At 74.1% G+C, this 25,226-nt stretch carries 25 protein-coding genes; 13 read left to right on the top strand and 12 right to left on the bottom strand.

The annotated features are described in order from the left end of the window. Nucleotides 1-12 precede the first annotated feature (12 nt). Entirely contained in the window at nucleotides 13-258 is a 246-nt protein-coding gene (locus tag QBL25_RS07510) for a DUF2630 family protein (RefSeq protein ID WP_409056226.1), read from the top strand. Nucleotides 259-324: 66 nt separating this feature from the next. Next, the gene (locus QBL25_RS07505) at nucleotides 325-747 is read left to right on the top strand and encodes a (4Fe-4S)-binding protein (RefSeq protein WP_409056225.1); all 423 of its coding nucleotides are present in this window, start codon (nucleotides 325-327) and stop codon (nucleotides 745-747) included. A 9-nt stretch (nucleotides 748-756) separates the two neighbouring features. Here QBL25_RS07505 and QBL25_RS07500 read toward each other — a convergent pair whose 3' ends face one another. The 4 genes from QBL25_RS07500 to QBL25_RS07485 all read right to left on the bottom strand — a co-directional run bounded on the left by QBL25_RS07500 (nucleotide 757) and on the right by QBL25_RS07485 (nucleotide 4,072). After that, on the bottom strand, nucleotides 757-1,458 hold the full coding sequence (locus tag QBL25_RS07500) for an HAD family hydrolase (RefSeq protein ID WP_409056224.1): 702 nt from the start codon (nucleotides 1,456-1,458) through the stop codon (nucleotides 757-759). A 145-nt stretch (nucleotides 1,459-1,603) separates the two neighbouring features. After that, nucleotides 1,604-2,302 (bottom strand): phosphatase PAP2 family protein, encoded by a 699-nt coding sequence (locus QBL25_RS07495; protein WP_409056223.1) that lies wholly within the window; start codon nucleotides 2,300-2,302, stop codon nucleotides 1,604-1,606. A gap of 93 nt (nucleotides 2,303-2,395) precedes the next feature. Further along, nucleotides 2,396-3,331: a M56 family metallopeptidase gene (locus tag QBL25_RS07490; protein WP_409056222.1), complete on the bottom strand. Its 936-nt coding sequence runs from the start codon at nucleotides 3,329-3,331 to the stop codon at nucleotides 2,396-2,398. 165 nt (nucleotides 3,332-3,496) lie between these two features. Further along, a complete protein-coding gene (locus tag QBL25_RS07485; protein WP_409056221.1) occupies nucleotides 3,497-4,072 on the bottom strand; it encodes a DUF5134 domain-containing protein in 576 nt (191 codons plus the stop codon). 175 nt (nucleotides 4,073-4,247) lie between these two features. Here QBL25_RS07485 and QBL25_RS07480 point away from each other — a divergent pair, with 175 nt between their 5' ends. Together QBL25_RS07480 and QBL25_RS07475 are read left to right on the top strand one after the other, a co-directional pair. Next, nucleotides 4,248-5,984, top strand: a complete 1,737-nt coding sequence (locus QBL25_RS07480; RefSeq protein ID WP_409056220.1) for an FUSC family protein — start codon at nucleotides 4,248-4,250, stop codon at nucleotides 5,982-5,984. Between the two features lie 37 nt (nucleotides 5,985-6,021). Then, a complete protein-coding gene (locus tag QBL25_RS07475; protein WP_409056219.1) occupies nucleotides 6,022-6,639 on the top strand; it encodes a MarR family winged helix-turn-helix transcriptional regulator in 618 nt (205 codons plus the stop codon). A 75-nt stretch (nucleotides 6,640-6,714) separates the two neighbouring features. On the opposite strand, the gene QBL25_RS07470 is transcribed toward QBL25_RS07475, so the two are convergent. Then, nucleotides 6,715-7,491, bottom strand: a complete 777-nt coding sequence (locus QBL25_RS07470; protein ID WP_409056218.1) for a FadR/GntR family transcriptional regulator — start codon at nucleotides 7,489-7,491, stop codon at nucleotides 6,715-6,717. Nucleotides 7,492-7,661: 170 nt separating this feature from the next. On the opposite strand from QBL25_RS07470, the gene QBL25_RS07465 reads away from it, so the two are divergent. The 6 genes from QBL25_RS07465 (at nucleotide 7,662) to QBL25_RS07440 (ending at nucleotide 15,493) form a co-directional block, all read left to right on the top strand. Further along, nucleotides 7,662-8,918, top strand: coding sequence for a M20 family metallopeptidase (locus QBL25_RS07465; RefSeq protein ID WP_409056217.1), 1,257 nt, complete (start codon nucleotides 7,662-7,664; stop codon nucleotides 8,916-8,918). After that, on the top strand, nucleotides 8,915-10,354 hold the full coding sequence (locus QBL25_RS07460) for an aldehyde dehydrogenase family protein (protein WP_409056216.1): 1,440 nt from the start codon (nucleotides 8,915-8,917) through the stop codon (nucleotides 10,352-10,354). Before QBL25_RS07465 ends, QBL25_RS07460 begins: the two co-directional genes overlap by 4 nt. A 63-nt stretch (nucleotides 10,355-10,417) precedes the next feature. Then, the gene (locus QBL25_RS07455) at nucleotides 10,418-11,218 is read left to right on the top strand and encodes an SDR family NAD(P)-dependent oxidoreductase (protein WP_409056215.1); all 801 of its coding nucleotides are present in this window, start codon (nucleotides 10,418-10,420) and stop codon (nucleotides 11,216-11,218) included. A gap of 89 nt (nucleotides 11,219-11,307) precedes the next feature. Further along, entirely contained in the window at nucleotides 11,308-11,628 is a 321-nt protein-coding gene (locus QBL25_RS07450; RefSeq protein ID WP_409056214.1) for a DUF3311 domain-containing protein, read from the top strand. Then, entirely contained in the window at nucleotides 11,625-13,169 is a 1,545-nt protein-coding gene (locus tag QBL25_RS07445) for a sodium:solute symporter (RefSeq protein WP_409056213.1), read from the top strand. Before QBL25_RS07450 ends, QBL25_RS07445 begins: the two co-directional genes overlap by 4 nt. Beyond that, nucleotides 13,166-15,493 carry a penicillin acylase family protein gene (locus tag QBL25_RS07440; RefSeq protein WP_409056212.1) on the top strand — a complete coding sequence of 776 codons (2,328 nt, stop codon included), beginning with the start codon at nucleotides 13,166-13,168 and terminating at the stop codon, nucleotides 15,491-15,493. Before QBL25_RS07445 ends, QBL25_RS07440 begins: the two co-directional genes overlap by 4 nt. Here QBL25_RS07440 and QBL25_RS07435 read toward each other — a convergent pair. The 4 genes from QBL25_RS07435 to QBL25_RS07420 form a co-directional block, all read right to left on the bottom strand. Further along, a complete protein-coding gene (locus tag QBL25_RS07435) occupies nucleotides 15,466-16,542 on the bottom strand; it encodes a DUF917 domain-containing protein (protein ID WP_409056211.1) in 1,077 nt (358 codons plus the stop codon). The genes QBL25_RS07440 and QBL25_RS07435 overlap by 28 nt on opposite strands. Then, the gene (locus tag QBL25_RS07430) at nucleotides 16,535-18,115 is read right to left on the bottom strand and encodes a hydantoinase/oxoprolinase N-terminal domain-containing protein (RefSeq protein WP_409056210.1); all 1,581 of its coding nucleotides are present in this window, start codon (nucleotides 18,113-18,115) and stop codon (nucleotides 16,535-16,537) included. The genes QBL25_RS07435 and QBL25_RS07430 overlap by 8 nt, the downstream gene beginning before the upstream one ends. Before the next feature lie 356 nt (nucleotides 18,116-18,471). Further along, on the bottom strand, nucleotides 18,472-19,860 hold the full coding sequence (locus tag QBL25_RS07425; protein WP_409056209.1) for an NAD(P)/FAD-dependent oxidoreductase: 1,389 nt from the start codon (nucleotides 19,858-19,860) through the stop codon (nucleotides 18,472-18,474). A gap of 217 nt (nucleotides 19,861-20,077) precedes the next feature. Further along, nucleotides 20,078-20,470 (bottom strand): VOC family protein, encoded by a 393-nt coding sequence (locus QBL25_RS07420; RefSeq protein ID WP_409056208.1) that lies wholly within the window; start codon nucleotides 20,468-20,470, stop codon nucleotides 20,078-20,080. A gap of 93 nt (nucleotides 20,471-20,563) precedes the next feature. On the opposite strand from QBL25_RS07420, the gene QBL25_RS07415 reads away from it, so the two are divergent. Further along, nucleotides 20,564-21,115, top strand: a complete 552-nt coding sequence (locus QBL25_RS07415; protein ID WP_409056207.1) for a GNAT family N-acetyltransferase — start codon at nucleotides 20,564-20,566, stop codon at nucleotides 21,113-21,115. A gap of 57 nt (nucleotides 21,116-21,172) precedes the next feature. Here QBL25_RS07415 and QBL25_RS07410 read toward each other — a convergent pair whose 3' ends face one another. The 3 genes from QBL25_RS07410 to QBL25_RS07400 all read right to left on the bottom strand — a co-directional run bounded on the left by QBL25_RS07410 (nucleotide 21,173) and on the right by QBL25_RS07400 (nucleotide 22,860). Next, complete coding sequence (locus tag QBL25_RS07410) at nucleotides 21,173-21,856, bottom strand: glycerophosphodiester phosphodiesterase (protein ID WP_409056206.1); 684 nt, start codon at nucleotides 21,854-21,856, stop codon at nucleotides 21,173-21,175. A 78-nt stretch (nucleotides 21,857-21,934) separates the two neighbouring features. Beyond that, complete coding sequence (locus QBL25_RS07405) at nucleotides 21,935-22,069, bottom strand: hypothetical protein (RefSeq protein ID WP_409056205.1); 135 nt, start codon at nucleotides 22,067-22,069, stop codon at nucleotides 21,935-21,937. Nucleotides 22,070-22,146: 77 nt separating this feature from the next. Then, a complete protein-coding gene (locus tag QBL25_RS07400; protein WP_409056204.1) occupies nucleotides 22,147-22,860 on the bottom strand; it encodes a PadR family transcriptional regulator in 714 nt (237 codons plus the stop codon). Between the two features lie 79 nt (nucleotides 22,861-22,939). On the opposite strand from QBL25_RS07400, the gene QBL25_RS07395 reads away from it, so the two are divergent. Both QBL25_RS07395 and QBL25_RS07390 read left to right on the top strand, forming a co-directional pair. Beyond that, entirely contained in the window at nucleotides 22,940-24,463 is a 1,524-nt protein-coding gene (locus tag QBL25_RS07395; RefSeq protein ID WP_409056203.1) for a bifunctional phosphatase PAP2/diacylglycerol kinase family protein, read from the top strand. A gap of 58 nt (nucleotides 24,464-24,521) precedes the next feature. Next, nucleotides 24,522-25,208: a M23 family metallopeptidase gene (locus QBL25_RS07390; RefSeq protein ID WP_409056202.1), complete on the top strand. Its 687-nt coding sequence runs from the start codon at nucleotides 24,522-24,524 to the stop codon at nucleotides 25,206-25,208. The last annotated feature ends 18 nt before the right edge of the window (nucleotides 25,209-25,226 follow it).

Here is a 25,226-nt window from a genome sequence, read left to right as displayed (position 1 = left end):
AGGCGTACCGACATGGATCAAGAGCAGATTCTGTCCCGGATCTCGTCGATGGTCGACGACGAGCGGACCCTGCGGGACTCCCTGGCATCGGGAGCGATCGACGAGGCGACGGAGCGCGCGCGGCTCGCGGCGCTCGAACGCGAACTGGACCAGTGCTGGGACCTGCTGCGCCAGCGGCGCGCGAAGGCGGAGTTCGGCGAGAATCCGGACGACGCGCGGGTGCGTCCCGCCGCGGAGGTCGAGGGCTACCGCTCATGAGCGGCCCCGCGTTCCGTCCGCCGTCCGGCTGCCCCGCAAGCCGTCCGCCGTCCGCGTCCTGACCCCATGGGCGCCGAGCGGGGCAAGCCGTACACGGGCCGGGACATCACCGTCACCTTCGACGGGCGGCGGTGCCTGCACGCCGCGGAGTGCGTGCGCGGGCTGCCGCAGGTCTTCGACACCGGGCGCCGCCCCTGGATCTCCCCCGACGCCTCGTCCGCGGACGAGATCGCCGAGGTGGTGCGCCGCTGCCCGTCCGGGGCGTTGCAGTACGAGAGGGCCGAGGGCGGGTCGGAGGAGGCGACCGCCCCCACCACCGTCGGACGGACGGCCGGCGGCACCCTGGTGATCCGCGGCGACCTGCGGATCACGGCGGCGGACGGCGCGGCGGTGCGGGAGACGCGCGTGATGCTGTGCGGCTGCGGCGCGAGCGGGAACCAGCCGTACTGCGACCACGCGGGCCCCTGCGCGACGCCCGGCGACGCCTGACATCCGGCCTCAGCCCCCGTCGACGAGACCGAGGACCGGGCGCAGGCCGTCCGGCCGCCGGTCCACGGGCAGATGGTCCACGAAGTGCACGGCGCAGCCGAGCGCGCCGGCGCCGCTGTCCGCGTGCCGGTCGTCGCCGACCATCAGCGTGTCCGCCGGGTCGACGCCGAGCGCCTCGCAGGCACGAGCGAACAGACGCGGGTCCGGCTTCTGGATCTCGTGCTCGTACGACAGGGTGTACGCGTCGACGTACGGGTCCAGGCCGTGGGCGCGGAAGACGGGGCGCAGATCCCAGCCGATGTTGCTGACCACCGCGACGCGGACGCCCCGCTCCCGCAGTCCGGTGAGCACCTCGGCGGCGTCGGCGTAGGGCAGCCAGGCCTCGGGCCGCATGTGGCGCTCGTACAGGGCGTCGTGCAGGAGCGGATCGGGCAGCGCGACCTCGCGCGACATCCCCGTGAACGCGGCCCGGTGCTGTGCGGCGCTGCGGTCGCGCTGGGCCCAGACCTCGGCGAGGTGCCCGGGGACGGCGTCGGGCCGCGCACCGCCCGGCAGCGCACCGGCCCGCTCAAGTCCGGCCGCCAGCCGCTCGAACTCGTCCGCGGGCAGCGGAAGCCCGGCCTCCGCGAGCACCGCCCGCAGCCAGGACCCGGTCGACTCGACGCGGAACAGGGTCCCGGAGAAGTCGAAGAGCGCACCCTTGATCGTCATGCCGGAATCCTCCGGGACCGCCGGAGCACGGGTCAAGAGGGCTCGGCCGCGGGCGGGCCAGGTGGCCGGGGATGCGCGGGTGGGTGGCCGACGGGCGTAGGTCGAGGGGCTCGCTGCCTGCGTGCCGGGAGCGGCTCGCGAGGGCTCAGAGGGTCTCCGTCGACCGGGCACCCGGGCGGTAGGCGTACGTGGCGACGGCCACGGCGACCGTCAGGGCGCCGAGGAGCCAGCCGCCCAGGACGTCCGACGGCCAGTGGACGCCGTTCCAGATGCGGGTCACGCCGACGCCGACGACCGAGACCGCGGCGATCGTCACGCCCGTGCGCCACACCGCGGGACCGACGTCGTACACCCGCAGCAGCCACAGGAGCAGTCCGCAGACCACGGTCGCCGTCAGCGCGTGGCCCGAGGGGAACGCCGCGAAGTGTGCGGAGTCCACCGGGTCCGGCCACGTCGGGCGCGGCTTGTCGACCGCGGCCTTGAGGCCCTGCTGAAGCAGCGTGCCCACCAGGCAGGTGACCGCCAGCCACAGGGCCAGCCAGCGCGCCCCGCGGGCCAGGAGCCAGACCACGGCCACGGCGATCAGCGCGCGCATCGTCCAGGGATCCCACACCCAGTCCGTCAGGATGCGGCTGGCCTGGGTCAGACCGTCGTGCGCGACGGCCCAGCGGTGCGTGGTGCGCGCGATGTCGCCGTCGACGGTGCCCAGGGGCCCCCACTCCAGCTCGACCAGGACGATCAGCAGGAGCGAGGGGACGCACAGGAACGCGGCGACGAGCGGGGCGCGGGGTCTGCGCGGACGGGGCGTACCGGGCGGCGAGTCGATGGGTGCGGCGGAGTGCATGAACAGATCCTCGCCGACAAGCGGTGTCGAAAACATTCCGGGGCGCGCCGGGGCGGGGCGAGAGCCGGATGCCACGGCCCGCGGAGCGGGACGCTACCCCAGCGCGCGCAGCCCCGGCACGAACGTCACCAGGAGCGGCACCACCGGCACCAGCGCCGCCGCGGCCGTCAGACGCAGCCGCCGCCCCGCGGTGAGCCGGGGCCGCGCGGCCAGCAACCGGTGCACCCGCTGCGGCACGTGGGCCTGCGGGGTGGGGCAGGGGCCGAACACGCCCCGGTCTTCGTTGAGCTCGACCAGGGCGAGGGCGATCGTCAGCCGGCCGAAGCGCCGCGACGCCACGTCGTCCGCGGCCAGCTCGACCAGGCGGTGCATCTCGTCCCGGAACGCGGCGAACACCGGCACCTGCGGGAACCCCGTGGCCAGCGCGCCCGAGCAGTGCAGGAGCCAGTCGTGCCGTGCCTGCGCGTGCCCCTGCTCATGGGCGAGCACCGCATCCAGCTGACGGCCCTTCAAGCGGCGCAACGCGGCCGTGGTGATGACCAGTTGGGGAGCGGACCCCGGCAGCCACCAGGCGTCGGGGCGCTCGCCCTCCAGGACGACGAGACGGTCCGCGCCGGGCTCCTCGCCGGGCAACAGCGGCGCCCGCAGGCGCAGTTCGGCACGCCCCTTGCGGCGCCTGGCCCGGGCCCGGACGATCTCCCGGGTCAGCATCGCGGCGGTCCACACGCCGCCCAGGGCGAGCACCACGGCGGTCGCGGGCGCCCAGGAACCACCGGCTCCGAGGCCGTACGCCTCGACCACACCGTGCGGCGCGGGGGCGAAGACATGACCGCGCACGGCCTGCCACGCGGCGGCGGCGCTCACGGTCATCGACAGGACGCAGCACATGAGCACACCCGCCACGACGCACTGCCACGCCCACAGCGCGACCACCGGTTCGCGCTCCGGCCAGTCGGCGCGTGCCAGGAGGCGCGGGGCGACGACGGCGGTGAGGGCGCCCAGCAGCAACAGTGCGACGGGGAGCAACATGCGTCCAGACTATGAGTGCGGCGCTGTCGGAGGGTATGGCCTATCGCCTCAAGTGACGCACGACACGGCTGAGCGCGGGATATCGCCCCTTACGGCCCGTGGTCCGGGGCCCGTGGCCGCCATCCGGAGCCCCGGCGGCCACCTCGCCCCGTTCCGTCACCGGCCCTACAGCGTCAGCAGCATCGCGATCATGGCGATCCCCATGGAGAGACGGCACACCATCGCCAGCTCCGTGCGGTCGGCCCAGCCCATGACCGCCACGCCGCGGCCACCGCCCCCGTCCGCCGCCGCGACCGTCGACACGGGCAGCAGGCGGGCGCCCGACACCAGCACGTACCCGGCGAAGTACAGCAGGAGGAAACCGGTGAGGAGCGGAGCGCCCCCGCCCCCGCCGCCGTGGCCCGCGTGCGCGGCGGGCGTCGCGGCCATGGCCACCGCCATGTAGACCATGGCGCAGGCGCCGACCAGGTGATGCAGGTGGTGCCGGTCGCTGCGGGCCGCCCAGAGCGCGCGGAGCGCCGCCGCGCCGAACACGGCCGCGTACGCGAGCCAGGCCCACCGCGGCGGGGCGAGGACGGCCGCGGGCAGGGCCATCAGGGCCATCCCGAACCCCATGAGGGCCTCCGAGCCGGCCGTGCGGCGCTGCGCCTCGACCCTGCTGCGCATCCGCAGCAGGCAGTAGGACCCGGTCGCCGCGCACAGCGCGACGAGCAGCCAGCCGGCCTGCGCCGGTCCGTGCACCGCGCACCTCCCCGATCGACGGCGTCGTCGGGTCGATGCCCTCGCACGGGGCGTCGTACGCGAGCGCATGGGTGTACGCGGGGAGCGCGGAGGGAGCGGACGGCGGTCCGGAGGGGGCGGGTGGCGGCGGGAGCGTAAATCGTTTTCGAGTAAAACACTTGCTAACCTTCTTGGTATGAGCAGCGCACCCCCACCCCCGACCGGCACGTCCGCCCCGACCGGTTCCTCCGCCCCGGCCGACTCGTCCGCCCCGACCGGTCCCGCCGCCCGTCCCCGTGTCCGCCGACTTCCGCTCGCCGGTGTGCTGCGCCCGGGCAAGCCGTCCGACATCTGGTTCAAGCCCGCGTCGAGCGTGGTCGTCGCCACCGCGATACCGAACCTGACGCTCCTCGCGCTCGGCCGCCTCGATCTCGTCATGTACACGATGGCCGGATCCTTCTGCGCCCTCTACACCCACAACCTGCCGTACGCCGCGCGGGCCCGCGCCCTCGCGGGAGTGGTCGCCGGCATGCTGGCGAGCGTCGGCATCGCGATGGTCGCCGCCTCGCTCACCACGTCGGCGGTCGTGCTCGTCACCGTCGGGGCGCTGCTCGCCGCCGCGCAGAAGACGCTCTGCGACGCCACCCGCATCGGCCCGCCCGGCCACCTCATCTTCACGTTCATCAGCTCCGCCACGCTGTTCGCGCCGCAGGCCATCGGGCAGGTCCCCGGCCACCTCGCCCTGACGCTCGGCGCGGGCGCGGTGGCCTGGCTGGTCGGCATGGCGCCCGCCCTGGTGCGCCCGCACGGCCCCGAGCGCCGGGCCACCGCACGGGCCCTGCGCGCGGCGGCCGCGTACGCCGAAGCCACGGGCCCCGGCCGTGAGCGGGCCCGCCCCGCCGCGGCAGCCGCCGTCCACGCCGCCTGGCAGTCCCTGCTCGCCTCCGGTGCCCGCACGGCGGCCCGCCGCGCCCTGGAGCGCCTGGTCATCCGCGCCGAGGAGACCCTGGCGGCGCCTTCGGCAGCGGACCCCGCCCAGCTGCGCTCCTGGGCGGCCGGGCTGCGCGGCACGGGCGCCGTGCCGCGCCCCGGCGACGCGGGGCCCGACGCGGACGACGAACTCATGGGAGCGGAAGCGGAAGCCGCGTCGGCCGCAGCGTCGGCGCGCCACTCCCTGTGGCGGCGTCTGGGCCCCGGCTCGCCGCTGCTGCCCATCGCGCTGCGCACGGCCATCGGCTGCGCGCTCGCCGGGTACGCGTCACTGGCCCTCGGCGTCGGCCGCCCCTACTGGGCGCTCGTCACGGCGGCGTCGCTCTACCAGGCGAACGTCACGCTCACCTGGAGCAGGGGAGTGCAGCGCGTGGTCGGCAACCTCGTCGGAGTGCTCGCCTTCGCCGCGATCGCCCCGCTGGCCCACCTCAACCACGCCGCGCTGATCCTCTGCTGTCTGGCGCTGGCCTTCGGGGCCGAGGCGCTCATCGGCCGCAACTACTGGCTCGGCAGTGTCTGCGTCACGCCGATGGCGCTTCTGGTCACCGAGTTCGCGCGGTTCCAGCAGCCCGGAGAGCTGATCCTCGACCGGGTGGTGGACACGCTGGTCGGCGCGCTGCTCGGCGTCGTCGCGGCCATCGCCGTCACCAACCGGCGGGCCGCCGACCACATCGAGCTGGCCATCGACGCCGCGGACCGGGCCCGCGCCCGCGCCGAGCAGGCTCTGGCCGCCCCGCTCCCCACCCCGGGCACCCTGCGCCCGGTGCGACGCGGCCTGACCGCGGCCCTGGTCGACCTGCGCGCCGCCCATGACGCGGCGGCGGGCGAATGGTGGCAGCGCGCCCTGCCGGAACAGCGGGTGATGGCCGCCGAGCAGGCAGGACACCGTACGCTCGCGGCGACGGTACGCGGCATGGAGCACGGCGAGCGCGTACGGGTGTGACGAGCCGGGCCGAGCGGAAGGGCGAGGACAGGGGCGCATGAGCAACGGGAGCGAACGGGACACGGCGGCGAAAGCCGTGACCCGTGCCGGAGACGGTGACGCGGGCGGTGCCGAGGAGGCGGCGGGCGGCGGGACGTCCGCGCCCCGCGACACCGTCGCCGCCGTCGTGCGGCAGTGGCAGGCGGTGCGGCCCGACATCGACACCGGCCCGATGGAGGTCATCGGCCGCATCAACCGCTGTGCGGCCCTCCTGCAACAGGCCGAGGACGCCCCGCTGCGCCGTGTCGGCCTGACCCGCCCCGAGTTCGACCTCCTGGGCGCGCTGCGCCGCACCGGCCATGAGCTGACCCCCGGCGAACTGGCCCGCGAGACCTTCTCCTCGGGCGCCGCCGTCACCAAGCGTCTCAAGCAGCTCCAGGAGCGTGCCCTGGTCGACCGGCGCGCCGACACCCGCGACCGCCGCGTCTCGCACGTCGGCCTGACCGACGCGGGCCGTGATCTGGTCGACTCGCTCCTGCCCGACCAGCTCGCCTACGAGACCGTGGTCCTCGCGGGTCTCGACGAGGCCGGGCAGGCGCAACTCAGCTCACTGCTGGGGGACTTGCTGGGGCAGCTGGAGGGGCGGCTCGGGCTCTCGCCCGGCTTCCGGGGGTGAGGGGCGCGGGACAGGGGGACGGGCTGTCCCGGACCCGTGGGCGTCAATGGTCTTCGACGTCAGTGGTCCTCGACATCAGTGCTCCTCGACCGACGCCGCCAGCAACTCCCGTGTCCCGGACTCCACATGGTCGGCGTAGTACGCGTGCAGAGCCGTGCGGCCCAGGCGGGCGGCGAGGGGGCCGTCGCCCGCCGCGATCGCCGCGAGGACCTCGCGGTGATGGGCTATGGAGCGCTCCATCCAGGCCGTGGTGTCCGTGACGCCCGCGATCTTCTTCTCGATGACCTCCACCACCGCCTCGTGCACCGCGCGTGCGCACAGGCCCAGGAGCGCATTGCCGCTCGCCTCGGCGATCGCGCGGTGGAAGAGCGCGTCCGCTTCGCTGAACGCGTGCAGGGACGCCGGGCCGCCCCGGCTGAGGGCTTCCATGCGGGTGATCTGCTCGCGCATCCGGGCGAGATCGTCCTCGCCGTGCAGCCGGGCCGCCAGGTGGTTGCTCTCGGCGTCCAACACCATGCGGAACTGGACCAGTTCGCCGAGCGTCGCCACGTTGGAGCGGGTCAACCGGCCCAGGGCCTGACTGAGGTTGTCGGGCGAGACGCCGAGGACCTCCGCGCCCAGCGGGTCGCCGGGGCGCGAGCGGATCAGGCCCGCCGACTGAAGGACGCGCAGCGCCTCGCGGACCGTGGAGCGCCCCACGCCAAAGCGGTTGACCAGTTCGCGCTCGGCCGGCAGCCGGGATCCTGGCGGCAGATCACCGCTGAGGATGCGCTCCTCGATCTGCTCGGCCACCCGCTGGTAGGCGCGGACCGGGGTGACCGGCCGGAACAGGTCGGCGTCGTCGGCGGCCATCGGCCCGCCCCCTCCACGGTACGTAGCTGACACGCGATCAGACGCGCGATGACGGCGCGGGAAAACCAAGATCTGGTGGTTGACCCGGCCGTGAACGTGGAGGCAGAGTACGGGAACTCAACTGGTCTGACCAGTCGACTGGCCTCATGGCCGGCCGACTTGGAGGTTCCATGCACACCAGCTCACGCGGCACCGGTGCACGGCCCACCGGCACACCCGACTTCGACGCGGCGGTGGACCCCGCCGCCGTCGTCGCCTTCACCAGGGATCTGGTCCGGCTGCGTACCGTGAATGCGGCCGGAGCCACCGAGGTCGAACGGCCCGCGGCCGAACTCGTCGCCCGCCTCTTCACCGAGTTCGGCTGGCCGTTCGAGGTGACGGAGGTGGCGCCGGGACGGCCCAACACCGTCGCCGTCGTCGAGGGCGGAGGAGGCGACGGGCCGACCCTGATGTTCGAAGGGCACATCGACGTCGTCACGGAGGGGGATCCCGCGGACTGGAGCGTCGATCCCTACGGCGCGGAGATCCGGGACGGCAGACTCTGGGGGCGCGGCTCCGCCGACATGAAGTCCGGCGTCGCGGCGATGATCCACGCGGTGCGGGCCCTCCAGCTCACCGGTCCCTTCCCCGGCCGGGTCGTCCTCGGCGTGCTGTGCGACGAGGAAGGGCTGATGCTCGGCGCGAAGGCGTTCGCCGCGACCCCGCTCGCGCGCGAGGTGGACGGGGTCATCGTCTGCGAACCCGAGGGGTACGAGGTGTGCACCTCCGCCCGCGGCGGCATCCGGCTGCGCCTCGACCTCGACGGGGTGATGGCCCACGGCGCCATGCCGCAGGAGGCCAAGAGCCCCGTCGTCGCCGGGGCGCGCGTCGTCGAGGCCCTCGCCCGCGTGCAGGACTGGGCCCAGGAGCGGTACGGCACCCACCCGCACGCCGGGAGCGTCACGGTCACGCCGACCGTCCTGCTCGGCGGCGACCCGGACCAGCTCAACGTCATCCCCGCCCACGGATTCGTCGGCATCGACCTGCGCACGATCCCCGGCACCGACCACGCCGAACTCATCGAGCGGGTCCGGCGGTGCGCGGCCGAGGCGGCCGGGACCGTGGGGGTGGGCGTCGGGCTCACCGTGGTCGACGACCGGCCGTCCGTCGAGATCCCCGAGGACCACCCCGTGGTCACCGCCCTCGTCGAGGGGCACCGCCACGTGCACGGCACCGCACCGCCGTTCGGGGCCGTGCCGGGCACCACCGACGGGACCATCCTCACCCGCGACGCCGGTCTGCCGACCGTCGTCTACGGCCCCGGCGGGAAGTGGATCGCCCACCAGAAGGACGAGTTCGTCGAGGTCCACGAGATCGTCGAGTACACGCGCGTGTACGCCGCCGCGGCGCACGCCTTCCTGACCGGAGCCACCGGAGGTGCGCGATGACCTGCCCCGAAGGGCTGCCCGTCGGCGAGGGCTGGGTGCCCGCGCCCGCCGCGGGGCCCGTCCTCTTCCCGTACGACGGGACCGAGATCGGCGTGGCGCCGATCGGTGACGCGGACCTCGCGCGGCGCGCGGTCGACCACGCGGCGGCCGTCCGGGTGCGGGTCGGCCGACTGACCGCCGGGGTGCGGCGGCAGGTGCTCGCCGGGGTCGCCGCGACGCTGGCCGACGCGGTTCCCGAGCTGGTGGACCTGCTCGTCCTGGAGACCGGCAAGCCGCGGGTCGACTGCGAGGTCGAGATGCGGCGGGCCGTCGCCACCTGGCGGTCCGCCGCCGACGAGGTGGCCCATCTGCACGGCGAGACCGTGCCGCTGGACCTCGAACCGTCGGGGGAGGGGCTCTTCGGATTCTGGACGCGCAGGCCCGTCGGCGTGGTGGTCGGCATCGCGGGCTTCAACTACCCGGTGCTGCTCGCCTCCCACAAGATCGCACCGGCGCTCGCCGCGGGCTGCCCCGTGATCGTCAAGCCCGCCCCGGCGACCCCGCTCGCCACCCTGCGCCTGGTCCATCTCGTACGGGAGCAGCTCGTGGCGGCGGGCGCGCCCGCCGGAGCGGTGCAGCTCGTCACGGGAGACGCCGAGGTCGGCCGTGCGCTCACCACGCACCCGGAGGTCGCGGCGGTGTCCTTCACCGGGTCGGCCGAGGTCGGGCACCGCATCGCGCGGGACGCGGCCCCCCGCAAGGTGGTCCTCGAACTCGGCTCCAACGCGGCGCTCGTCGTGGCCGCGGACGCCGATCTCGACGCGGCGGCCGACGCGGTGGTGCGCGGCGGGCTCTACGCGTCGGGTCAGGCCTGCATCTCCGTACAGCGGGTCGTCGTGGTGGCCGACGTGGCGGCGGAGTTCGAGAAGCGCCTCACGGAGCGATGGCCCGATGTGGTGGTCGGCGACCCTCGGGAGCCCGCGACCCGCGTCGCGGCGCTCATCGACGGGGCGGCGACGGACCGGGTGCTCGACTGGGTCGGACGGGCGCGGGCCGCGGGGGCCCGGCTGGTGGCCGGGGGCGGGCGGGACGCGAGCGGCCGGTGCGTGGTGCCGACCCTCCTCGCGGAGGTGCCCGACGGGGAACCCGCCTGGGACGAGGAGATCTTCGGCCCGGTCGTCTGCCTGCGCACGGCGCCCGATCTGGACGCCGCGTACGAGCTGGTCAACGCGAGCCGCTACGGCCTGCACGCGGCGGTCTTCACCCGGGACCTGCGGTCCGCTTTTGACGCCGTGGACCGGCTGGAGGCCGGTGGCGTCGTGGTGAACGACGTCCCCGGCTACCGCAGCGACATCGCCCCCTACGGCGGCGTCAAGGACTCGGGCATCGGCCGCGAGGGCCCCAGGTTCGCGATCGAGGAACTGACGGTGACCCGCATGGCCGTGATCCGGCCCTGACGGCCGCCGGGCCCCACCGGACAGTGATCACTCCCCACCGCCCCCGGCACGAGAGGCACCACCATGGACTACGGCAATCTGTTCCGGCTCGACGGGCGTCGTGTCGCCGTCGTGGGCGGAGCGAGCGGCATCGGCCGTGAGGCCGCCCGCGCGCTGGTCGCCCAGGGCGCGCACGTCGTCGTCGCCGACCGCGACCTGGAGGGGGCGGCGCGGACGGCGGCGCTCGCGGTGGAGGAGAGCGAGGCGGGGGCGGCGCCTGCCGGCACGGCGGTGGCCCACTCCCTCGACGTCCTCGACCCCGACGCCGTGCGTGCCGCCGTCGCCGCCTGGGAGCCGCTCGACGGACTCGTCGTCACCGTCGGGGCCAACGTGCGCAAGCGCCTCGCCGACTACGGGCTCGACGAGTTCGACCGCGTCATCGCGCTGAACCTCCGTTCCTACCTCACGCTCGTCCAGGCCGTCGCCCCCGGCATGGCCGAGCGCGGCCGGGGAAGCGTGGTCGGGTTCGCCTCGATGCGGGCCTTCCAGGTGGAGCCGGGGCAGGGGCCCTACGCCGCGTCCAAGGCGGGACTCGTCCAGTTGCTGCGGACCGCGGCCGCGGAGTGGGGGCCTCAGGGCGTGCGGTTCAACGCCGTCGCGCCCGGAGTCGTCCGTACCCCGCTCACCGACCAGATCGCCGCCGACCCCGCGTGGTTCGACGCCTACGCCCAGGCCTCCGCCCTCAAGCGCTGGGCCCGCGCCGACGAACTCGCCGGTGCCGTCGCCTATCTCGTGTCGGACGCGTCCACCTTCGTCACCGGGACCGTGCTCAGCGTCGACGGCGGCTGGACCGCGGTCGACGGCCGGTACGACCCGTCCGTGTGACCCGGGCAACGCCCCCTTCCGTCAGCCCAAATGACCCTCCGTTCCCCCACCCCGGCGCGCCCCTGATGCCGCCCCTCAAGGAGCCCCCCATGCCCCCGACAGCTGACGACGGCGCGCGAGACGACCCCCTCGACGGCCTCCCCACCCTCCGTGGCGTGGCCCGCTCCTCCCTCTGGCTGCTCCTCGTCCCCGTCCTGCTCTACGGCCTCGCCCCGTTCGTCGCCAACCGCATCGAGCCACGCGTCCTCGGCATCCCCTTCCTCCTGGCCTGGGTCATCGCCGCCACGGTGATCAGCCCCCTGGTCATCTGGCTCGCCGCCCGGCTCGACCCGGCCTACCGCGCCAACGCCGTCGAACCGCTCCCGGCCGACGACCTCGCGGGCACCGACACCGAAGGAGGCCGCCGATGAACGGCTCGGCAGCCGTCGCCACCACCGTCTTCGGGCTCGCGATGATCGCGACCATCGGGATCGGCCTCTGGAGCGCCCGCGGCCGGTCCAAGGGCCTGGCCGAGTGGTCCGTCTCCAGCCGCGGCCTCGGCGTCCTGTTCATCTGGCTGCTCATGGCCGGCGAGACGTACACGAGCTTCTCGTTCCTCGGCACCGCGGGGTGGTCCTACTCCTTCGGCGCGCCCATCCTCTACCTGGTCGCCTATCTGACCGTGGGCTTCGCCGTCGCGTACGTCGTGGGCCCCGCCCTGTGGACGTACGCGACCCGGCACGGGCTCATCTCCATCGCGGACATCGCCGAATTCCGCTTCCGGTCGCGGCCGGTGGGGATCCTCGTGGCCGTCGTCGCGACGGTCTTCATCGTTCCCTACATCCAGGTGCAGATCCAGGGCATGGGTGTCGTCGTGAACGCGATGACGTACGGGGGCGTCGACCTCAAGGTCGCCGCCGTCATCTCCTTCGTCGTGGCGGAGGTGTTCATCCTCGTGTCGGGGCTGCGCGGCTCGGCGTGGGTGAGCGCGCTCAAGGACCTGCTGGTGATCGTCGCCGTGGTGTTCCTCGCCGTGTACATCCCGATGCACTACCTCGGCGGCTTCGGCGACTTCATGCAGCGCATGGTCACCGAGAAACCCGAGTGGCTGACCTTCCCCGGACACGAGTCCGGCGGGCGCAACGCCCTGTGGTTCCTGAGCACGGTGGTGCTCAACGCCGTGACGATCACCATCTTCCCGACCACCGTCGCCGGGTACCTCAGCGCGAAGAGCCCGAACGCGCTGCGCCGCAACGCCCTGCTCCTGCCGTGGTACCAACTGCTCCTGTTCGTCCCCATGGTGGTCGGCGCGACGGCCCTGTTCGTGATGCCGACCCTGGGCAACCCGGACCTGGCCCTCTTCAGCCTCGTCACCGATTCGCTGCCCGCACCCGTCGTCGCGGTCATCGGTGTCGCGGGCGCCCTCTCGGCGATCGTGCCGATGAGCGTCTTCATGCTCTCCATCGGCACGCTGTGGGGCCGCACGGTCCTGGGCGGCGGCAACGGCGCCGATCCGCGGGCCCGCCGCCGCGCGCCGGGGACCTCCGGCGACGCGCACGACATGCGCGCCAAACGGCTCTCGCAACTCGTCTGCGTCATCGCCGGGCTGATCGCCCTCGCGGGCAGCCTCTTCTACCCGAACACCCTCGTGGAACTCTCCGTCCTGTCGTACGAAGGTCTGGCGCAGCTGGTGCCGGTCGTGCTCCTGGCGCTGTTCTGGCGGCGGTTGACCGCGCGGGCCGCGGTCGCCGGGATGCTCACCGGGCTCGCGGTGATGACCGTGCTGTGGGCCACGGACCACGATCCGTACCACGGCGTGAACGGTGGCATCATCGCCCTCGGGGCCAACCTCGTCGTGCTTCTCGCGGTCGTCCGGATCGCCCCGGGCCCCGGGCCGGCCGCACCGTCCGCCGCCGATCCGGCCCCGCCGGGCGAGAGCGCGGCACGGACCGCCGTGAAGGAGACCGGATGACGGACGTCTTCGAGGTGCCGGGCCTGCGGGAGTCCGTGGAGATCAAGATCGACCGCTGGGGCGTCCCCCATCTCTACGCCGCCTCCCAGGACGACCTCTTCCTGGCCCAGGGCTTCAACGCCGCCCGCGACCGCCTCTTCCAGCTCGACCTGTGGCGGCGGCGCGGGCTCGGACTGCTCGCCGAGGTGCTGGGGGAGCGGTACGCCGAACACGACCGCGCGGCCCGCCTCTTCCTCTACCGCGGCGACATGGCCGAGGAGTGGCGCGCGTACGGCGACGACACCGAGCGGGTGACGACGGCCTTCGTCGACGGCATCAACGCCTACGTCTCGCTGTGCCGCGCGGACGCGTCGCACCTGCCGCCGGAGTTCGGCCTCCTGGCGTACGAGCCCGCGTACTGGCACCCCTCCGACGTGGCCCGCGTCCGCAGCCACGGGCTCCAGTACAACCTGCGCGACGAGGTCGCCCGCGCGCTCACCCTGCGCGACCACGGCCCGCAGGCCGAGGATCTGCGCCGCCGGCGTGAGCCCGCCCCGCACCGGCTGCGCGTCCCCGAAGGCCTCGACCTGTCCGTGATCCCCGCCGACGTCCTGCGCGTGTACGAGCTGGCCACCACGCCCCCGTGGGCGGCGGGCGCCGCGCCCCGGCAGGGCCTCGACGGCTCCAACAACTGGGTGATCGCGCCGTCCCGCACGGCCACCGGCCGCCCCCTCCTGGCCAACGACCCGCACCGCGGGATCGCCCTGCCCGCGCTGCGCTACCTCGCCCACCTCTCGGCACCGGGCATCGACGCGATCGGAGCGGGCGAACCGGCCCTGCCCGGCATCTCCATCGGCCACAACGGCCACGTCGCCTTCGGCCTGACGATCTTCCCGATCGACCAGGAGGACCTGTACGTCTACCGCACGAACCCGGCCGACCCCCACGCGTACTGGTACGACGGCGGCTGGGAGCGGATGACGCACGTGACGGAGAGGATCCCCGTGCGGGACGGGGAACCGGTCACGGCCGACCTGTGGTTCACCCGGCACGGCCCGGTCATCCGCGAACTGCCCGACCAGAACACCGCGTTCGCGGTCCGCGCGGCCTGGCTCGGCCCCGGCATGGCCCCCTACCTGGGCAGCATGGACTACATGCGGGCGACGAGCCCCGACGCGTTCGTGGCGGCGATGCGCCGCTGGGGCGCGCCCGGCGAGAACCAGGTCTACGCGTCCCCCGACGGCACGATCGGCTGGCGGCCCGCGGGCCGCGTCCCCGTCCGCCCCAACTGGGACGGCACGCTCCCGGTGCCGGGCGACGGCCGCTACGAATGGGACGGCTTCCTGGACGTGGAGGAACTCCCCTCGGTCCGCGACCCCGCCGAGGGCTGGTTCGCCACCGCCAACCAGCTGAACCTGCCGCCCACGTATCCGAACGCCGAGAAGACGGTGACGTACGACTGGTACGCGCCGACCCGCCACGACCGCATCACGGAGGAGCTCGCCTCGCACACGGCCTGGACGGTCGAGGACTGCGTGCGTCTCCAGACGGACTACGTGAGCCTGCCGGCACGCAGGCTGCGGGAACTGCTGGCGGAGCTGGAGCCGGCGGAGGCCGCGGACGCCGACGGCACCGCCCTCGCGCTCCTGCGGGGCTGGGACGCCCGGCTCACCGCCGGCTCACCCGCCGCCGCCCTCTTCGAGGTCTGGTACCGGCGGCATCTGCGCCCTGCCCTCCTGGCGCGGGCCCTCGGCGGCGTCCTGGGCGCGGAGCAGGGCGAGCGGGCCCTGAAGCGGGTCCTCCCCGGGGAGGAGGCGGCCGCGGACGCGCGCATCGATCTGGAGCTGCTCGCGGGGGACCCGGACCCCGGGCTCCTGCTGGGCACGCTCCGCGCGGCCATGGACGAACTCACCGGGCTTCTGGGCGCCGACGCGGCCTCCTGGACCTGGGGCGCACTGCACCACGCTCATCCGCACCACCCCCTCGCCGCCCTGCTCGACGGGCCCGCCCCGAAGTGGGCCTCCGTGGGGCCCGTCCCGCGCGGCGGCAGCGGGGACACCGTGGGGGCCGCGGCGTACGGGCCGGGGTTCCGGCAGAGCGCGGGGGCCACCTTCCGGCTCGTCGTGGACGTCGGTTCCTGGGACGACTCCGTGGCGATGAACTCCCCGGGGCAGTCCGGGGTGCCGGGCAGCCCGCACTACGACGACCTGTTCGCGAGCTGGGCGGCGGACGGCTCCTTCCCGCTGCTCTACTCCCGGGAGGCGGTGGAGCGCCACACGCGGCACACGATCACCCTGCGCCCGCCCGCCGCACGGACTCAGGCGGCCGACCCGAAGGGCAGGTAGTCCACCTCGTACCCGAAGCAGCGGGGCCCGGCGAGCGCGAGGCCGCCCGGAGTGGTCCAGCGCGGATCGCAGCGGGCGGCGAAGGCGCTGACGCGCAGGCCGTAGCGCAGACCCTCCGTGGTCACCGGGTCCCCGGTCTCGCTGTCCAGGACGCAGATCAGGTCGGGCGTGGTCGCCACGGTCACCCCGTCGCGCGTGGCCAGCAAGTGCTCGTTCTGGAAGCCGAGTTCGAGCACCCGGCCGCCGTCGTCCCGCAGCCCTTCGAGGCGGGCGTGGCCGCGCGCGAAGCCGCCCTCCGTACGGCGGACCACGTCGACCACCTTGCCCGTCAGGAGAGGGATGCCGTCCAGGAGGGTGCGCGCCGCCGCCACCGGGTCCCCGTGCGTGGCGCGCGCCTCCCGCACCACCGCCCCGAGCCGTCCGGCGAGCGTCAGGGTCGCGGGCACGAGCCCGTCGGCGAGCTGATCGCCGCGCAGCACGGTGTCCGCGCAGCTGATCTGGCAGCCGAGCTCCACGCACACCGCGCGGGCGATCCGCTCGGCCGCGTGGTTGTCGACGGCCTCGACGACGACGGTGTTGCCCTTGTCGTCGGCCAGCGCCATCGGCGAGTTGCTGATCCCGACGAGACCCGGCAGCACCATCTGTGCCTCGGGGAACGCCCGCCCCATCGCGTCGCCGTCCACGAGCGGGAGCCCGGCCCGTGCGGCGCACACGATGGGCAGCATCGAGTTGACCCCGCCGACCTCCAGCGGCGTCAGATGCGTGGCCCCGCGGCCCAGGTGTCTCTCCAGGGCCCGTAACGCGGCCAGATACTCCCGCCCGTTGGGCACCCGCTCCAGGAGGACCGTGGGCGCGCCCATGCCGGAGATGGGCACGACGGTCGCGTCGGCGGCGACCTCGTCGATCCGGACGAGCCGCACCGGCCCGTGCGCGCGGATCGCCTCCCGGGCGAGCAGCTTGCCGATGTAGGGGTCGCCGCCGCCCCCCGTGCCGAGGATGCCGGCGCCCCGTGCGATGTCGTCGAGGTTGTCCAGGGTGATCTCACGCATGGGCGGTCGCCCCGGCGTCGGGCGCGGTGGCCGCGTCGAGACGCCCCAGGTCCAGATCGCCCACGGCCTTGACGCGGATGCGGGTGGCGCCGCCGGGCAGATAGGCGAGCGGCACCTCCTCGACGTCGACGACGCGTACGCTGCCGGGCCGCGCCCCGGCGTCCAGTGCCCGCCCGACGGCCTCCTCGCGCGCCTGGGCGAGCACCGCGTCCCGGTGTCCTTCGGGGACGCGGAAGACCCGGTCGACCTCGCCGCCGACCTGCGCGATCGCCGCCCCCACCGCGTTGGCCACGCCGAAGTGGCCGGGCCGGCGCACGTCGGCGCAGCCGTGCAGCGCCGCGGGCACCAGGACGGAGCCGCCGCCCACGACGACCACCGGCAGCGCCGCCGCCGAGGTCCGCATCCGGTCCACGCCTTCGGCGAGCCGCTCGGCGACGCGGTCCAGGGCGTGCTCGGTGAACTCCCGTCCCAGATGGGCGACCCGGGAGGGGTCCCCGATGTCGGCGCGGCCCGCGGCCACGGCGAGGTCCGTCGCCGTCAGCCGGGTGCCGCCGAAGACGAGCGCTTCCTCCGTGAGCCGGTAGCCCACCGACCGGGGCCCCGTCTCACCGTCGCGCGACACCAGGGACCCGCCGCCGATGCCGAGCGAAAGGACGTCGGGGATACGGAAGTTGGTGCGGATCCCCGCGGCCTCGCTCTCGCCCCCGGCCTCGCGCGGGAACCCGCCGGTCAGGACGCCGATGTCAGCGGTCGTGCCGCCCACGTCGACGACCGCGCAGTCGCCGAGCCCGGACAGGAGCGCCGCGCCCCGCATCGAGTTGGTCGGCCCCGACGCGAAGGTCGCGACGGGGCAGGAGCGCGCGAAGTCGACGTCCATGAGCGTTCCGTCGTTCTGCGACAGGAAGAACGGTGCCGTGATCGACATCTCGGCCAGCGCCTTGCCGAACGACTCGACGACGACCGTGGCCAGATCCCGCAGTGCCGCGTTGATGATCGTGGCGTTCTCCCGCGCGAGCAGCCCGACCCGGCCGAGGTCGTGCGAGAGCGAGAAGTGCACCCCCTCGCCCAGCTCCTCGCGCAGGATTTCGGCGGCGCGCCACTCGTCGGTCTCGGCGACCGGCGAGAACACCGACGACACGGCGACCGAGGTGAGCCCGCGCGCGGCGATGTCGGCGGCCGTGCGCCGTAACTCGTCCGGGTCGAGCGGTGAGAGCGGCCGCCCGTCGAACTCCCGCCCGCCGTGGCAGAGATAGCCGTGCCCGCCGAGGGCCGTGCGCTGCCGCTCGGGCCAGTCCGCCATGGGCGGCAGGGCGGCCGTGGCGGGCAGTCCCAGACGTACGGCCGCGACGGGAGTGAGCCGTGCGCCCTCGACGAGCGCGTTCAGGAAGTGGGTGGTGCCGATCATCACCGAGGTGAGTGATTCGACGGGCGGCGCGAGGCCCCGGATCGCCGCGATGACACCGGAGGTGACGTCGGGTGTGGTCGGTGACTTGACGGCCGCGAGAACGCGGTCGTCGTGCCCGAGAAGGGCGGCGTCGGTGTTGGTCCCACCGACGTCGATGCCGATACGCATGGTGGTGGAGTCCTTCGTGTGGCGACAGTCGGGTGCTGCGTAGTACGGACCTGACGCGCGCCGTGATCAACCGGGCGGCGAGACGACGGATTCCGGGGCGTCCCGACCGCCGTCCGACGGCGGCATCGAACATCAGACGACGGCCGTGGCGTTCCGGAGCCGCGAACATCGGCCTTTTCGTCGCCAGGCAAGGGCCATGGCCTGCTGGAGCTACGCCTACCCCACCACTGGTAGCCGCAGCACGCCCGCCGGGACAGGTGGCTTCCCGGCGTGCGTCCGGCGTCCGGTCGTGCACCCGCGCAGAAGCCGGCGCTCGCGGGAAGCGAGCACCGGCTCGTGCACACCCTGTCCGCCCCCTACGGGAACAGCGGCTTCTCCGGGGCCATCGAGCGCGCCGCCACATGAGACGTCATCCGCTCGTGGATCTCCTCCGGCGAGAGATAGACGTCCGTCATCTCGAAGTCCTTGAGCGTGGCGGGGCGTTGGGACTGGAATCCGGTGCGTACGTAGTCGTCGCCCGCGAGCGCGTTGAGCCCCCAGTTCGCGGCCGTGCGGAAGCGGGCCGTGACCGTGCGCAGGGCCCCCAAGTGGTAGCCGCGCGCGACGATCTGCGCGGGCAGGCCGGTCAGCTGCACGCCCAGCGGCTTCGACACGGCCTGGATGCCGCCGAGGTCCACGACCAGGCCCATGTCCTTGTGCCGGTAGGGCGTCAGGGGCGTGCCCCGCAGCGCCGCGGTGACGTTCTTCGCGGCGGCCCAGCCCTGGCGCATCGCGTGCTGCGCGGTCGGCGGGCAGATCGCGTCGCCGCCCTTGGCGATGTCCGGGACGGCCGCCGCGTCGCCGAGGGCGAACACCCCGTCCATGCCCGGCACCGTCAGCTCCGGGTCGACGACCAGGCGGCCCCGGTTGGTCTCGGCGCCCAGCGTCGCGATGAGCGGGCTCGGCGCGACACCGGCGGTCCAGATCAGCGTCCGGCAGGGCAGCGTGCGCCCGTCGGTGAGGGTGACGGTGTCCTCGGTCGCCTTCTCCACCGTCACGCCGAGCGACACCTCGACGCCGCGCCGGCGCATGATGGCCAGGGCCTTCTCGCCCAGCCTGTCACCCAGTTCGGGCATCAGCTTCGGGGCCACGTCGACCAGGTGCCACTTGATCTCCGAGGGGTCGAGCCCGGGGTAGCGCTCGGCCGCGGCATTCGTCAGACGGTGCAGATATGCCGCCGTCTCGGTGCCCGCGTACCCGCCGCCGACCACCACGAACTGCAAGCGGGCCTCGCGCTCGGCCCGGTCCGTGCTCGCCGACGCCAGGTCCAGCTGCGAGATCACGTGGTCGCGGATCCAGGCGGCCTCGGCCAGCGTCTTCACGCCGACCGCGTACTGGTCGACACCGGGGATGTCGAACTGCCGGGTCACGCTGCCCGGGGTGAGGACGAGGTAGTCGTAGCGCTCCACGACCTCCTCGCCGTTGATCTTCCGTACGATCACGGCCTTCGCGTTCGGGTCCACGCCGATGGCCCCGCCCGGGACGATCGCCGTACGGCGCAGCATGCGGCGCAGCGGCACCGCGACCGACTGCGGGGTCAGCACGCCCGACGCGACATGGGGAAGCAGGGGCAGATAGAGCTGATGGTCCTGCGGGCTGATGAGCCGCAGTTCGGCGTCCTGCGCCTTGAGCGTTCGCTCCAGCTTGTGCGCGCACTCCATACCGGCGAAGCCACCGCCGATGATCAGAATCCGGGGACGTTGCATAAGAGATCGCTCCAGGGTTGGGCGAGGGGTCCGGTCAATCCTCCGACGAGGGGCCGCCCGCCGCACCTCGGGTGCGCCGGGCGAGGAGTCCGAGTACCCCGGAGCGTCGGACGAATGCTCCCGAACCGTCGAATCAGCCGCCTGCCCCGGGGAGCCGGGGGTAGTCCCGTGGTTTTCGGCCCCTCTTCCCCGGCGGGCGCGGGAGGGTGTCCCTCCCTCAGATCCCGGGTCGGTACCGGATGGGATGGTCCTCCGGCACCTCGACGACGACGATCTTGACGCCGTCCGGATCCGTGATCCACATCTCGACGAGGCCCCAGGGCTCCTTCACCGGCTCCCGCGCCACCTCCACCCCGCGCGCCACCAGCTCGGCGTGCGCCTGGCGCACGTCCGCCACCTGGAGCCACAGCTGGAGGCCCGGCGCGGGCGGGGTCTGCGAGCGGCCGGACACCTCCAGGTGGCCGCCGCCCAGGAAGTAGACCGTGCCGCGCTCGGGGCCCGTACCGAACTCGCGGTGGACGGCGAGGCCCAGCGCCTCGCCGTAGAAGGCCCGCGAGCGCTCGGGGTCGGTGGGCCGGAGAAGGATCCTGCTGCTCAGTACATGCACCATGCAGCCGCACCTTAGTGGGGGGATACGCTCGGCGGTGCCTCGCCCACGCCGCGCCCGACAGCGGTGGGCCAGAGAGATCGGAGAACCCGCCCCATGGACACCGCCCCGCGCCCCGGCACGAGCGACCTCACCTTCCGCGCCGCCACCGAAGCGGACGTCGACGCGCTCGTCTCGCTGATCGAGTCGGCGTACCGAGGGGACTCCAGCCGGGCCGGCTGGACCACGGAGGCGGACATCCTGGAGGGCCGGCGAACCGACCCCCAGGGGGTCCTCGACGTCATCAAGGCGCCCGGGAGCAAGCTGCTCACGGTCGAGCGGGAGGGCGAGATCGTCGCCTGCTGCCAGCTCGAACACCGCGGGGAGCACGCCTACTTCGGGATGTTCGCGGTGAGCCCTTCGCTTCAGGGCGCGGGCCTCGGCAAGGTGATCATGGCGGAGGCCGAGCGGACCGCGCGGGAGACGTGGGGCGTGACGGAGATGCACATGACCGTGATCTCCGTACGCGAGGACCTCATCGCCTGGTACGAGCGGCGCGGCTACCGCCGTACGGGAAAGATGACCCCGTTCCCGTACGGCGACGAGCGGTTCGGCATTCCGCAGCGGGACGACCTGCGGTTCGAGCTGCTGGTCAAGCCCATCGGCTGAGCGCGCGAAGGTGCGGGCGGCCACCGGGGCGGACCCGTGGCCGCACGCGCGGAGGTCTCACGCGGTGAAGCGGCCCGTCCGTTTGATCTCCGGATAGTCCGTGGTGGCGCCGTCCAGCTGGAGCGCCCGAACGAGCCGCAGATCGTCCTGCGTGTTCACGACCCAGCCGATGATCCGCAGGTCGGCCTTCCTGGCCCGCTCGACGATCTCCAGCGTCAGACGCCGGATGTTCAGGACGAGGGTGGTGGCACCGACCGCCGTGGCGCGCTCCACGACGTCGGTGCCGAAGCGGCTCGCGACGAGCGCGGTGCGGACGCCCGGGACGAGGCGGGCGATCTCGGCGATCGCCTCGTCGTGGAAGGAGATCACCTCGACGCGGCCCACCAGGTCGCGCCGGTGCATCACCTCGGCGAGCGCGCGGGCGGCGGCCACGTCCTTGATCTCGGCCTGGAGCGGCGCCTTCACCGCGTCCAGGACCTCTTCGAAGACGGGGACGCGCTCACCGCGCCCCGCGTCCAGCTCACGCAGCTCGGCCAGGGTCTTCTCGGCGATCGGTCCCTTGCCGTCGGTCGTACGGGCCACGTCGGCGTCGTGCATGACGACGAGGGCGCCGTCCTTGCTCAGATGCAGATCGAGCTCGATGAGATCGAGGCCCGCGGCTTGCGCGGCGATGAAGGACCGGAGGGTGTTCTCGGGTTCGACACCCATGACCCCGCGATGACCGATGGTGAGGAAGTTCAAGGTTCACTCGCTTCCGTCGACGGCGGCTCGGTGGCCGCGGGGCGACAGAGGAGGAAGGTCCCGCGGCAATGTCGCAGCCTAACGGCCCGCCCCGGCGAAGGAGCCGCCCGTACGCGGGTGCCCCGATGCGCCGGAGCCGTCCGTTCTGCTTCCCACGATCCCGAGCAGGAGCCCGGTGATGACGGCGGCGACAAGGACGGCACGGGTGGTCACAGGGGCACTGCTCCATACGGCGGGGTCGGCTGACTCCGCCCGTCCTACCGCCTGCGGCCCCCGGGCCGCGAGCCACGTCACCCGTGGGTGGGCGTGTCCGCGGGGCGTTGACCGGGGGCGGACGGCGCGTCCGTGGCGGCGGATCCGGCCGCGGGGCCGGTGGGATCGGCGGGCCTCGGCGAGGGGGTGCGCGGCGCCATCTCCGCGAGGTCGGCGAGCATCGCCTCCGCCAGTTCGATCTCCGCCTCCAGACGCCGCCCGCTCCAGCGCAGCGCGATCTGCGGATGGGTCCAGGCCGCCTCCCCGTCCGCGCGGGCCAGCGCGTCGCGCACCTCCTTCAGCTCGCCCCGTGTGTGCGCGATGTGCTCGGTCACCAGGGCCCGCAGATGCTCCGGCGCCGCCAGGTGTCCGAGCCAGACCCGCAGGAGCAGCGGGTGCTTCAGGACGGCGGGCCCCGCGTCCCCGGCGCCCCCGGCCCATCCGATCAGCGCGGCACGGCCCTCGGCGGTGATGGAGTACGACCGCTTCGCGCGGGGCTCCTCGGGTCCCGAGCGCCGCGACGTGGCGTAGCCGAGCGCTTCGAGGCGGCGCAGCTCGGCGTAGATCTGGCTGATGGCGGGGGACCAGTAGAAGTGCCGCAGCGAGGCGTCGGCCCACTTCTTCAGCTCGTACCCCGTGCGCTCGCCCGGGAAGGAGAGCAGGCCGAGCACGGCCCACGCGGTCGGCGGCAGTTCCGCGGGCCGCCGGGAGGAGGTGGGGTGCCGCGGTGAGGTGGGGCGGGGTGCAGCCATATGACTGATTGAAGTGAACGTCACAGCGCGAGCGCAAGACGTGTGCGGTGCGGAGGGACGGCTGGGGTATAGGAGGTGCATGAGTGATCTTCCGACGCCGCACCTCCGCCGACTGCTCGGGGCCACCGACCGCCTGGCCTTCCACCGCGTGGCGGCCCGCTCCTGGCCTGCGGCGCAGCCCGTCCTGCCCCGGCTGAGCAGGAGCGCCGACCACGGCCTGCTGTGGTTCGGCATCGCGGCGGGGATGTGGGCGTTCGGCGGCGCGCGCGGGCGGCGGGCCGCGGTCCGGGGAGTGGCCTCCCTGGCCCTGGCGTCGGCCACGGTGAACACGCTCGGCAAGAGCGCGGTGCGCCGTGAGCGCCCGGTGCTCGACACGGTGCCGGTGATAAGGCATCTGTCCCGGCAGCCGATCACCAGCTCCTTCCCCTCGGGCCACTCGGCGTCGGCGGCGGCCTTCGCCACGGGCGTGGCCCTGGAGTCGCGCGGGCTGGGCGCGGCCGTGGCCCCGGTCGCCGCCTCCGTGGCCTTCTCCCGCGTGTACACGGGGGTGCACTACCCCAGCGACGTCCTGGTCGGCGCCGCCCTCGGTGTGGGCGCCGCCTACGCGGTGCGCGGCATGGTGCCCTCCCGGTCGCAGCTGCCGCCGCCCGCCCGGCCCCGCACGGACGCGCCCGCGCTGCCCGACGGCGAGGGCCTCGTCGTCGTGGCGAACCCCTCGTCCGGCGCCCAGCCGCAGCTCATGGACCCCCTCCGGCAGTTGAAGACCGCCCTGCCCCGTGCGGAGGTGATCCTGTACGAGCCGGAGGCCGGACCGCTGCCCAAGGTCCTCGACGAGGCGGCCCGCGACGCCGCCCGGCGCGGCGGGGTCTTCGGTGTGTGCGGCGGGGACGGCACGGTGAACGCCGCGGTGAGCGCGGCCCTGCGCTTCGACGTGCCGCTGATGGTGCTGCCCGGCGGCACGTTCAACCACTTCGCCGCGGACCTCGGCGTCGACACGGTCGCCGACGCCTGCGTCGCCCTGGCCCAGGGCAGTGCCGTACGGGCCGACGTGGGCCGGATCAAGCCCCTGGCCGGGGTCGGGCCCGGCGGCAGGACGTCCTCCGAGCCGGTGTACTTCCTGAACACGTTCAGCCTCGGCGCCTACCCCGAACTCGTCCGCATCAGGGAGGAGTGGTCGCCCAAGGTCGGCGGTCCGCCCGCCGCGCTGCTCGGCGTGGCCCAGATCGTGCACACGGGACGGCCGCTGAGCGCGGTGGTGAACGGCAAGGCCCGCTCGATGTGGCTGCTCTTCGCGGGCAACGGCGCCTACCGCAGCTCGGGCATCGCCCCGGTGCGCCGGCACGACCTGGCCGACGGCCTGCTGGACGTGCGCATCGCGCACGCCGGACGCTTCGCGCGCAGCCGTCTGCTGGCCGCCGCGGTGGTCGGCCAGCTCACCAAGACCCGCCTGTACGCGTCCGCCAAGGCCCAGCGCCTGGTCATCTCCGACCTGCCCGAGGGCACACAGATGGCGTACGACGGCGAACTGGCCCCCGCGCCCGCCGCACTGCTCCTCGACAAGCTCCCCGAGGCGCTCACCGTGTACCGGCCGACCCTGGACTGAGCCCGGGGCCGGCCGCCGGGCGGTGGCCGGTGGCGTTACGCCAAGCGGAGCACTCGGCGTGCGCACGGGGCCCGTCGCCGGTGTGCTGGCCTTCATGGGCTACGACATAGACGGCCCGCGTGAAGCGGGCACCACACGACGCGACGTACTGAGCGTCGCCGCGGTCCTTGTGGCCGGCGGCGCCGCCTTCACGGTGGCGGGCCCCGCGCCGCACGCCGCCGCGCAATCCGACGGCGGCTGCGGCCTCGGCTACGACGAGGAGTTCGAAGCAGCCCTCGCGGAAGCGGACGAGGCCACCCCCGAGAACCGCGCACTGGCCCCGGAGGGACCCCGCGGCAAGTTCGCCCTGCCGCTGCGCCGGGGCTTTCGCGTGTCCGCCCGCTACGGCGTACGCGGCAACTGGCTCGCCGGGCACCACACCGGCATCGACCTCGCCGTCCCCTCGGGAACGCCGGTGCACGCGGTCGGCGCGGGCACCGTGGTCCTGGCGCGCTGGTCGGGCGCGTACGGCAAGGCGGTCACGGTGCGGCTGCGGGACGGGCACTACGCCGTGTACGCGCACCTCTCCCGCATCTCCGTGCGCCAAGGGGCCCGCATCGGCACCGGCGACCGGCTCGGCAGCAGCGGGGCCACGGGCCGGGCCACCGGGCCCCACCTCCACCTGGAGATCCGGGCCCGGCGCGGCTACGGATCGGACGTCAACCCGGTGCGCTACCTCGCGCAGCGCGGGGCCCGGCTGCTGTGAGGCGCGTGTGGCGTGCCG

The organism is Streptomyces sp. SYP-A7185 (genome assembly GCF_046103685.1).
Lineage (GTDB): Bacteria > Actinomycetota > Actinomycetes > Streptomycetales > Streptomycetaceae > Streptomyces.
The sequence above is the reverse complement of the archived record's forward strand: the minus strand, read 5'-3'. Positions and strand labels throughout refer to the sequence as shown.

What these genes read in the sequence shown, in the direction of transcription:
- QBL25_RS07440 (WP_409056212.1), top strand. Translation starts at nt 13,166, where the DNA reads ATGACGGACGTCTTCGAGGTGCCGGGCCTGCGGGAGTCCGTGGAGATC.
- QBL25_RS07510 (WP_409056226.1), top strand. Translation starts at nt 13, where the DNA reads ATGGATCAAGAGCAGATTCTGTCCCGGATCTCGTCGATGGTCGACGAC.
- QBL25_RS07495 (WP_409056223.1), bottom strand. Translation starts at nt 2,302, where the DNA reads ATGCACTCCGCCGCACCCATCGACTCGCCGCCCGGTACGCCCCGTCCG.
- QBL25_RS07445 (WP_409056213.1), top strand. Translation starts at nt 11,625, where the DNA reads ATGAACGGCTCGGCAGCCGTCGCCACCACCGTCTTCGGGCTCGCGATG.
- QBL25_RS07400 (WP_409056204.1), bottom strand. Translation starts at nt 22,860, where the DNA reads ATGGCTGCACCCCGCCCCACCTCACCGCGGCACCCCACCTCCTCCCGG.
- QBL25_RS07430 (WP_409056210.1), bottom strand. Translation starts at nt 18,115, where the DNA reads ATGCGTATCGGCATCGACGTCGGTGGGACCAACACCGACGCCGCCCTT.
- QBL25_RS07465 (WP_409056217.1), top strand. Translation starts at nt 7,662, where the DNA reads ATGCACACCAGCTCACGCGGCACCGGTGCACGGCCCACCGGCACACCC.
- QBL25_RS07425 (WP_409056209.1), bottom strand. Translation starts at nt 19,860, where the DNA reads ATGCAACGTCCCCGGATTCTGATCATCGGCGGTGGCTTCGCCGGTATG.
- QBL25_RS07420 (WP_409056208.1), bottom strand. Translation starts at nt 20,470, where the DNA reads ATGGTGCATGTACTGAGCAGCAGGATCCTTCTCCGGCCCACCGACCCC.
- QBL25_RS07490 (WP_409056222.1), bottom strand. Translation starts at nt 3,331, where the DNA reads ATGTTGCTCCCCGTCGCACTGTTGCTGCTGGGCGCCCTCACCGCCGTC.
- QBL25_RS07480 (WP_409056220.1), top strand. Translation starts at nt 4,248, where the DNA reads ATGAGCAGCGCACCCCCACCCCCGACCGGCACGTCCGCCCCGACCGGT.
- QBL25_RS07415 (WP_409056207.1), top strand. Translation starts at nt 20,564, where the DNA reads ATGGACACCGCCCCGCGCCCCGGCACGAGCGACCTCACCTTCCGCGCC.
- QBL25_RS07470 (WP_409056218.1), bottom strand. Translation starts at nt 7,491, where the DNA reads ATGGCCGCCGACGACGCCGACCTGTTCCGGCCGGTCACCCCGGTCCGC.
- QBL25_RS07435 (WP_409056211.1), bottom strand. Translation starts at nt 16,542, where the DNA reads ATGCGTGAGATCACCCTGGACAACCTCGACGACATCGCACGGGGCGCC.
- QBL25_RS07475 (WP_409056219.1), top strand. Translation starts at nt 6,022, where the DNA reads ATGAGCAACGGGAGCGAACGGGACACGGCGGCGAAAGCCGTGACCCGT.
- QBL25_RS07460 (WP_409056216.1), top strand. Translation starts at nt 8,915, where the DNA reads ATGACCTGCCCCGAAGGGCTGCCCGTCGGCGAGGGCTGGGTGCCCGCG.
- QBL25_RS07455 (WP_409056215.1), top strand. Translation starts at nt 10,418, where the DNA reads ATGGACTACGGCAATCTGTTCCGGCTCGACGGGCGTCGTGTCGCCGTC.
- QBL25_RS07500 (WP_409056224.1), bottom strand. Translation starts at nt 1,458, where the DNA reads ATGACGATCAAGGGTGCGCTCTTCGACTTCTCCGGGACCCTGTTCCGC.
- QBL25_RS07450 (WP_409056214.1), top strand. Translation starts at nt 11,308, where the DNA reads ATGCCCCCGACAGCTGACGACGGCGCGCGAGACGACCCCCTCGACGGC.
- QBL25_RS07395 (WP_409056203.1), top strand. Translation starts at nt 22,940, where the DNA reads ATGAGTGATCTTCCGACGCCGCACCTCCGCCGACTGCTCGGGGCCACC.
- QBL25_RS07505 (WP_409056225.1), top strand. Translation starts at nt 325, where the DNA reads ATGGGCGCCGAGCGGGGCAAGCCGTACACGGGCCGGGACATCACCGTC.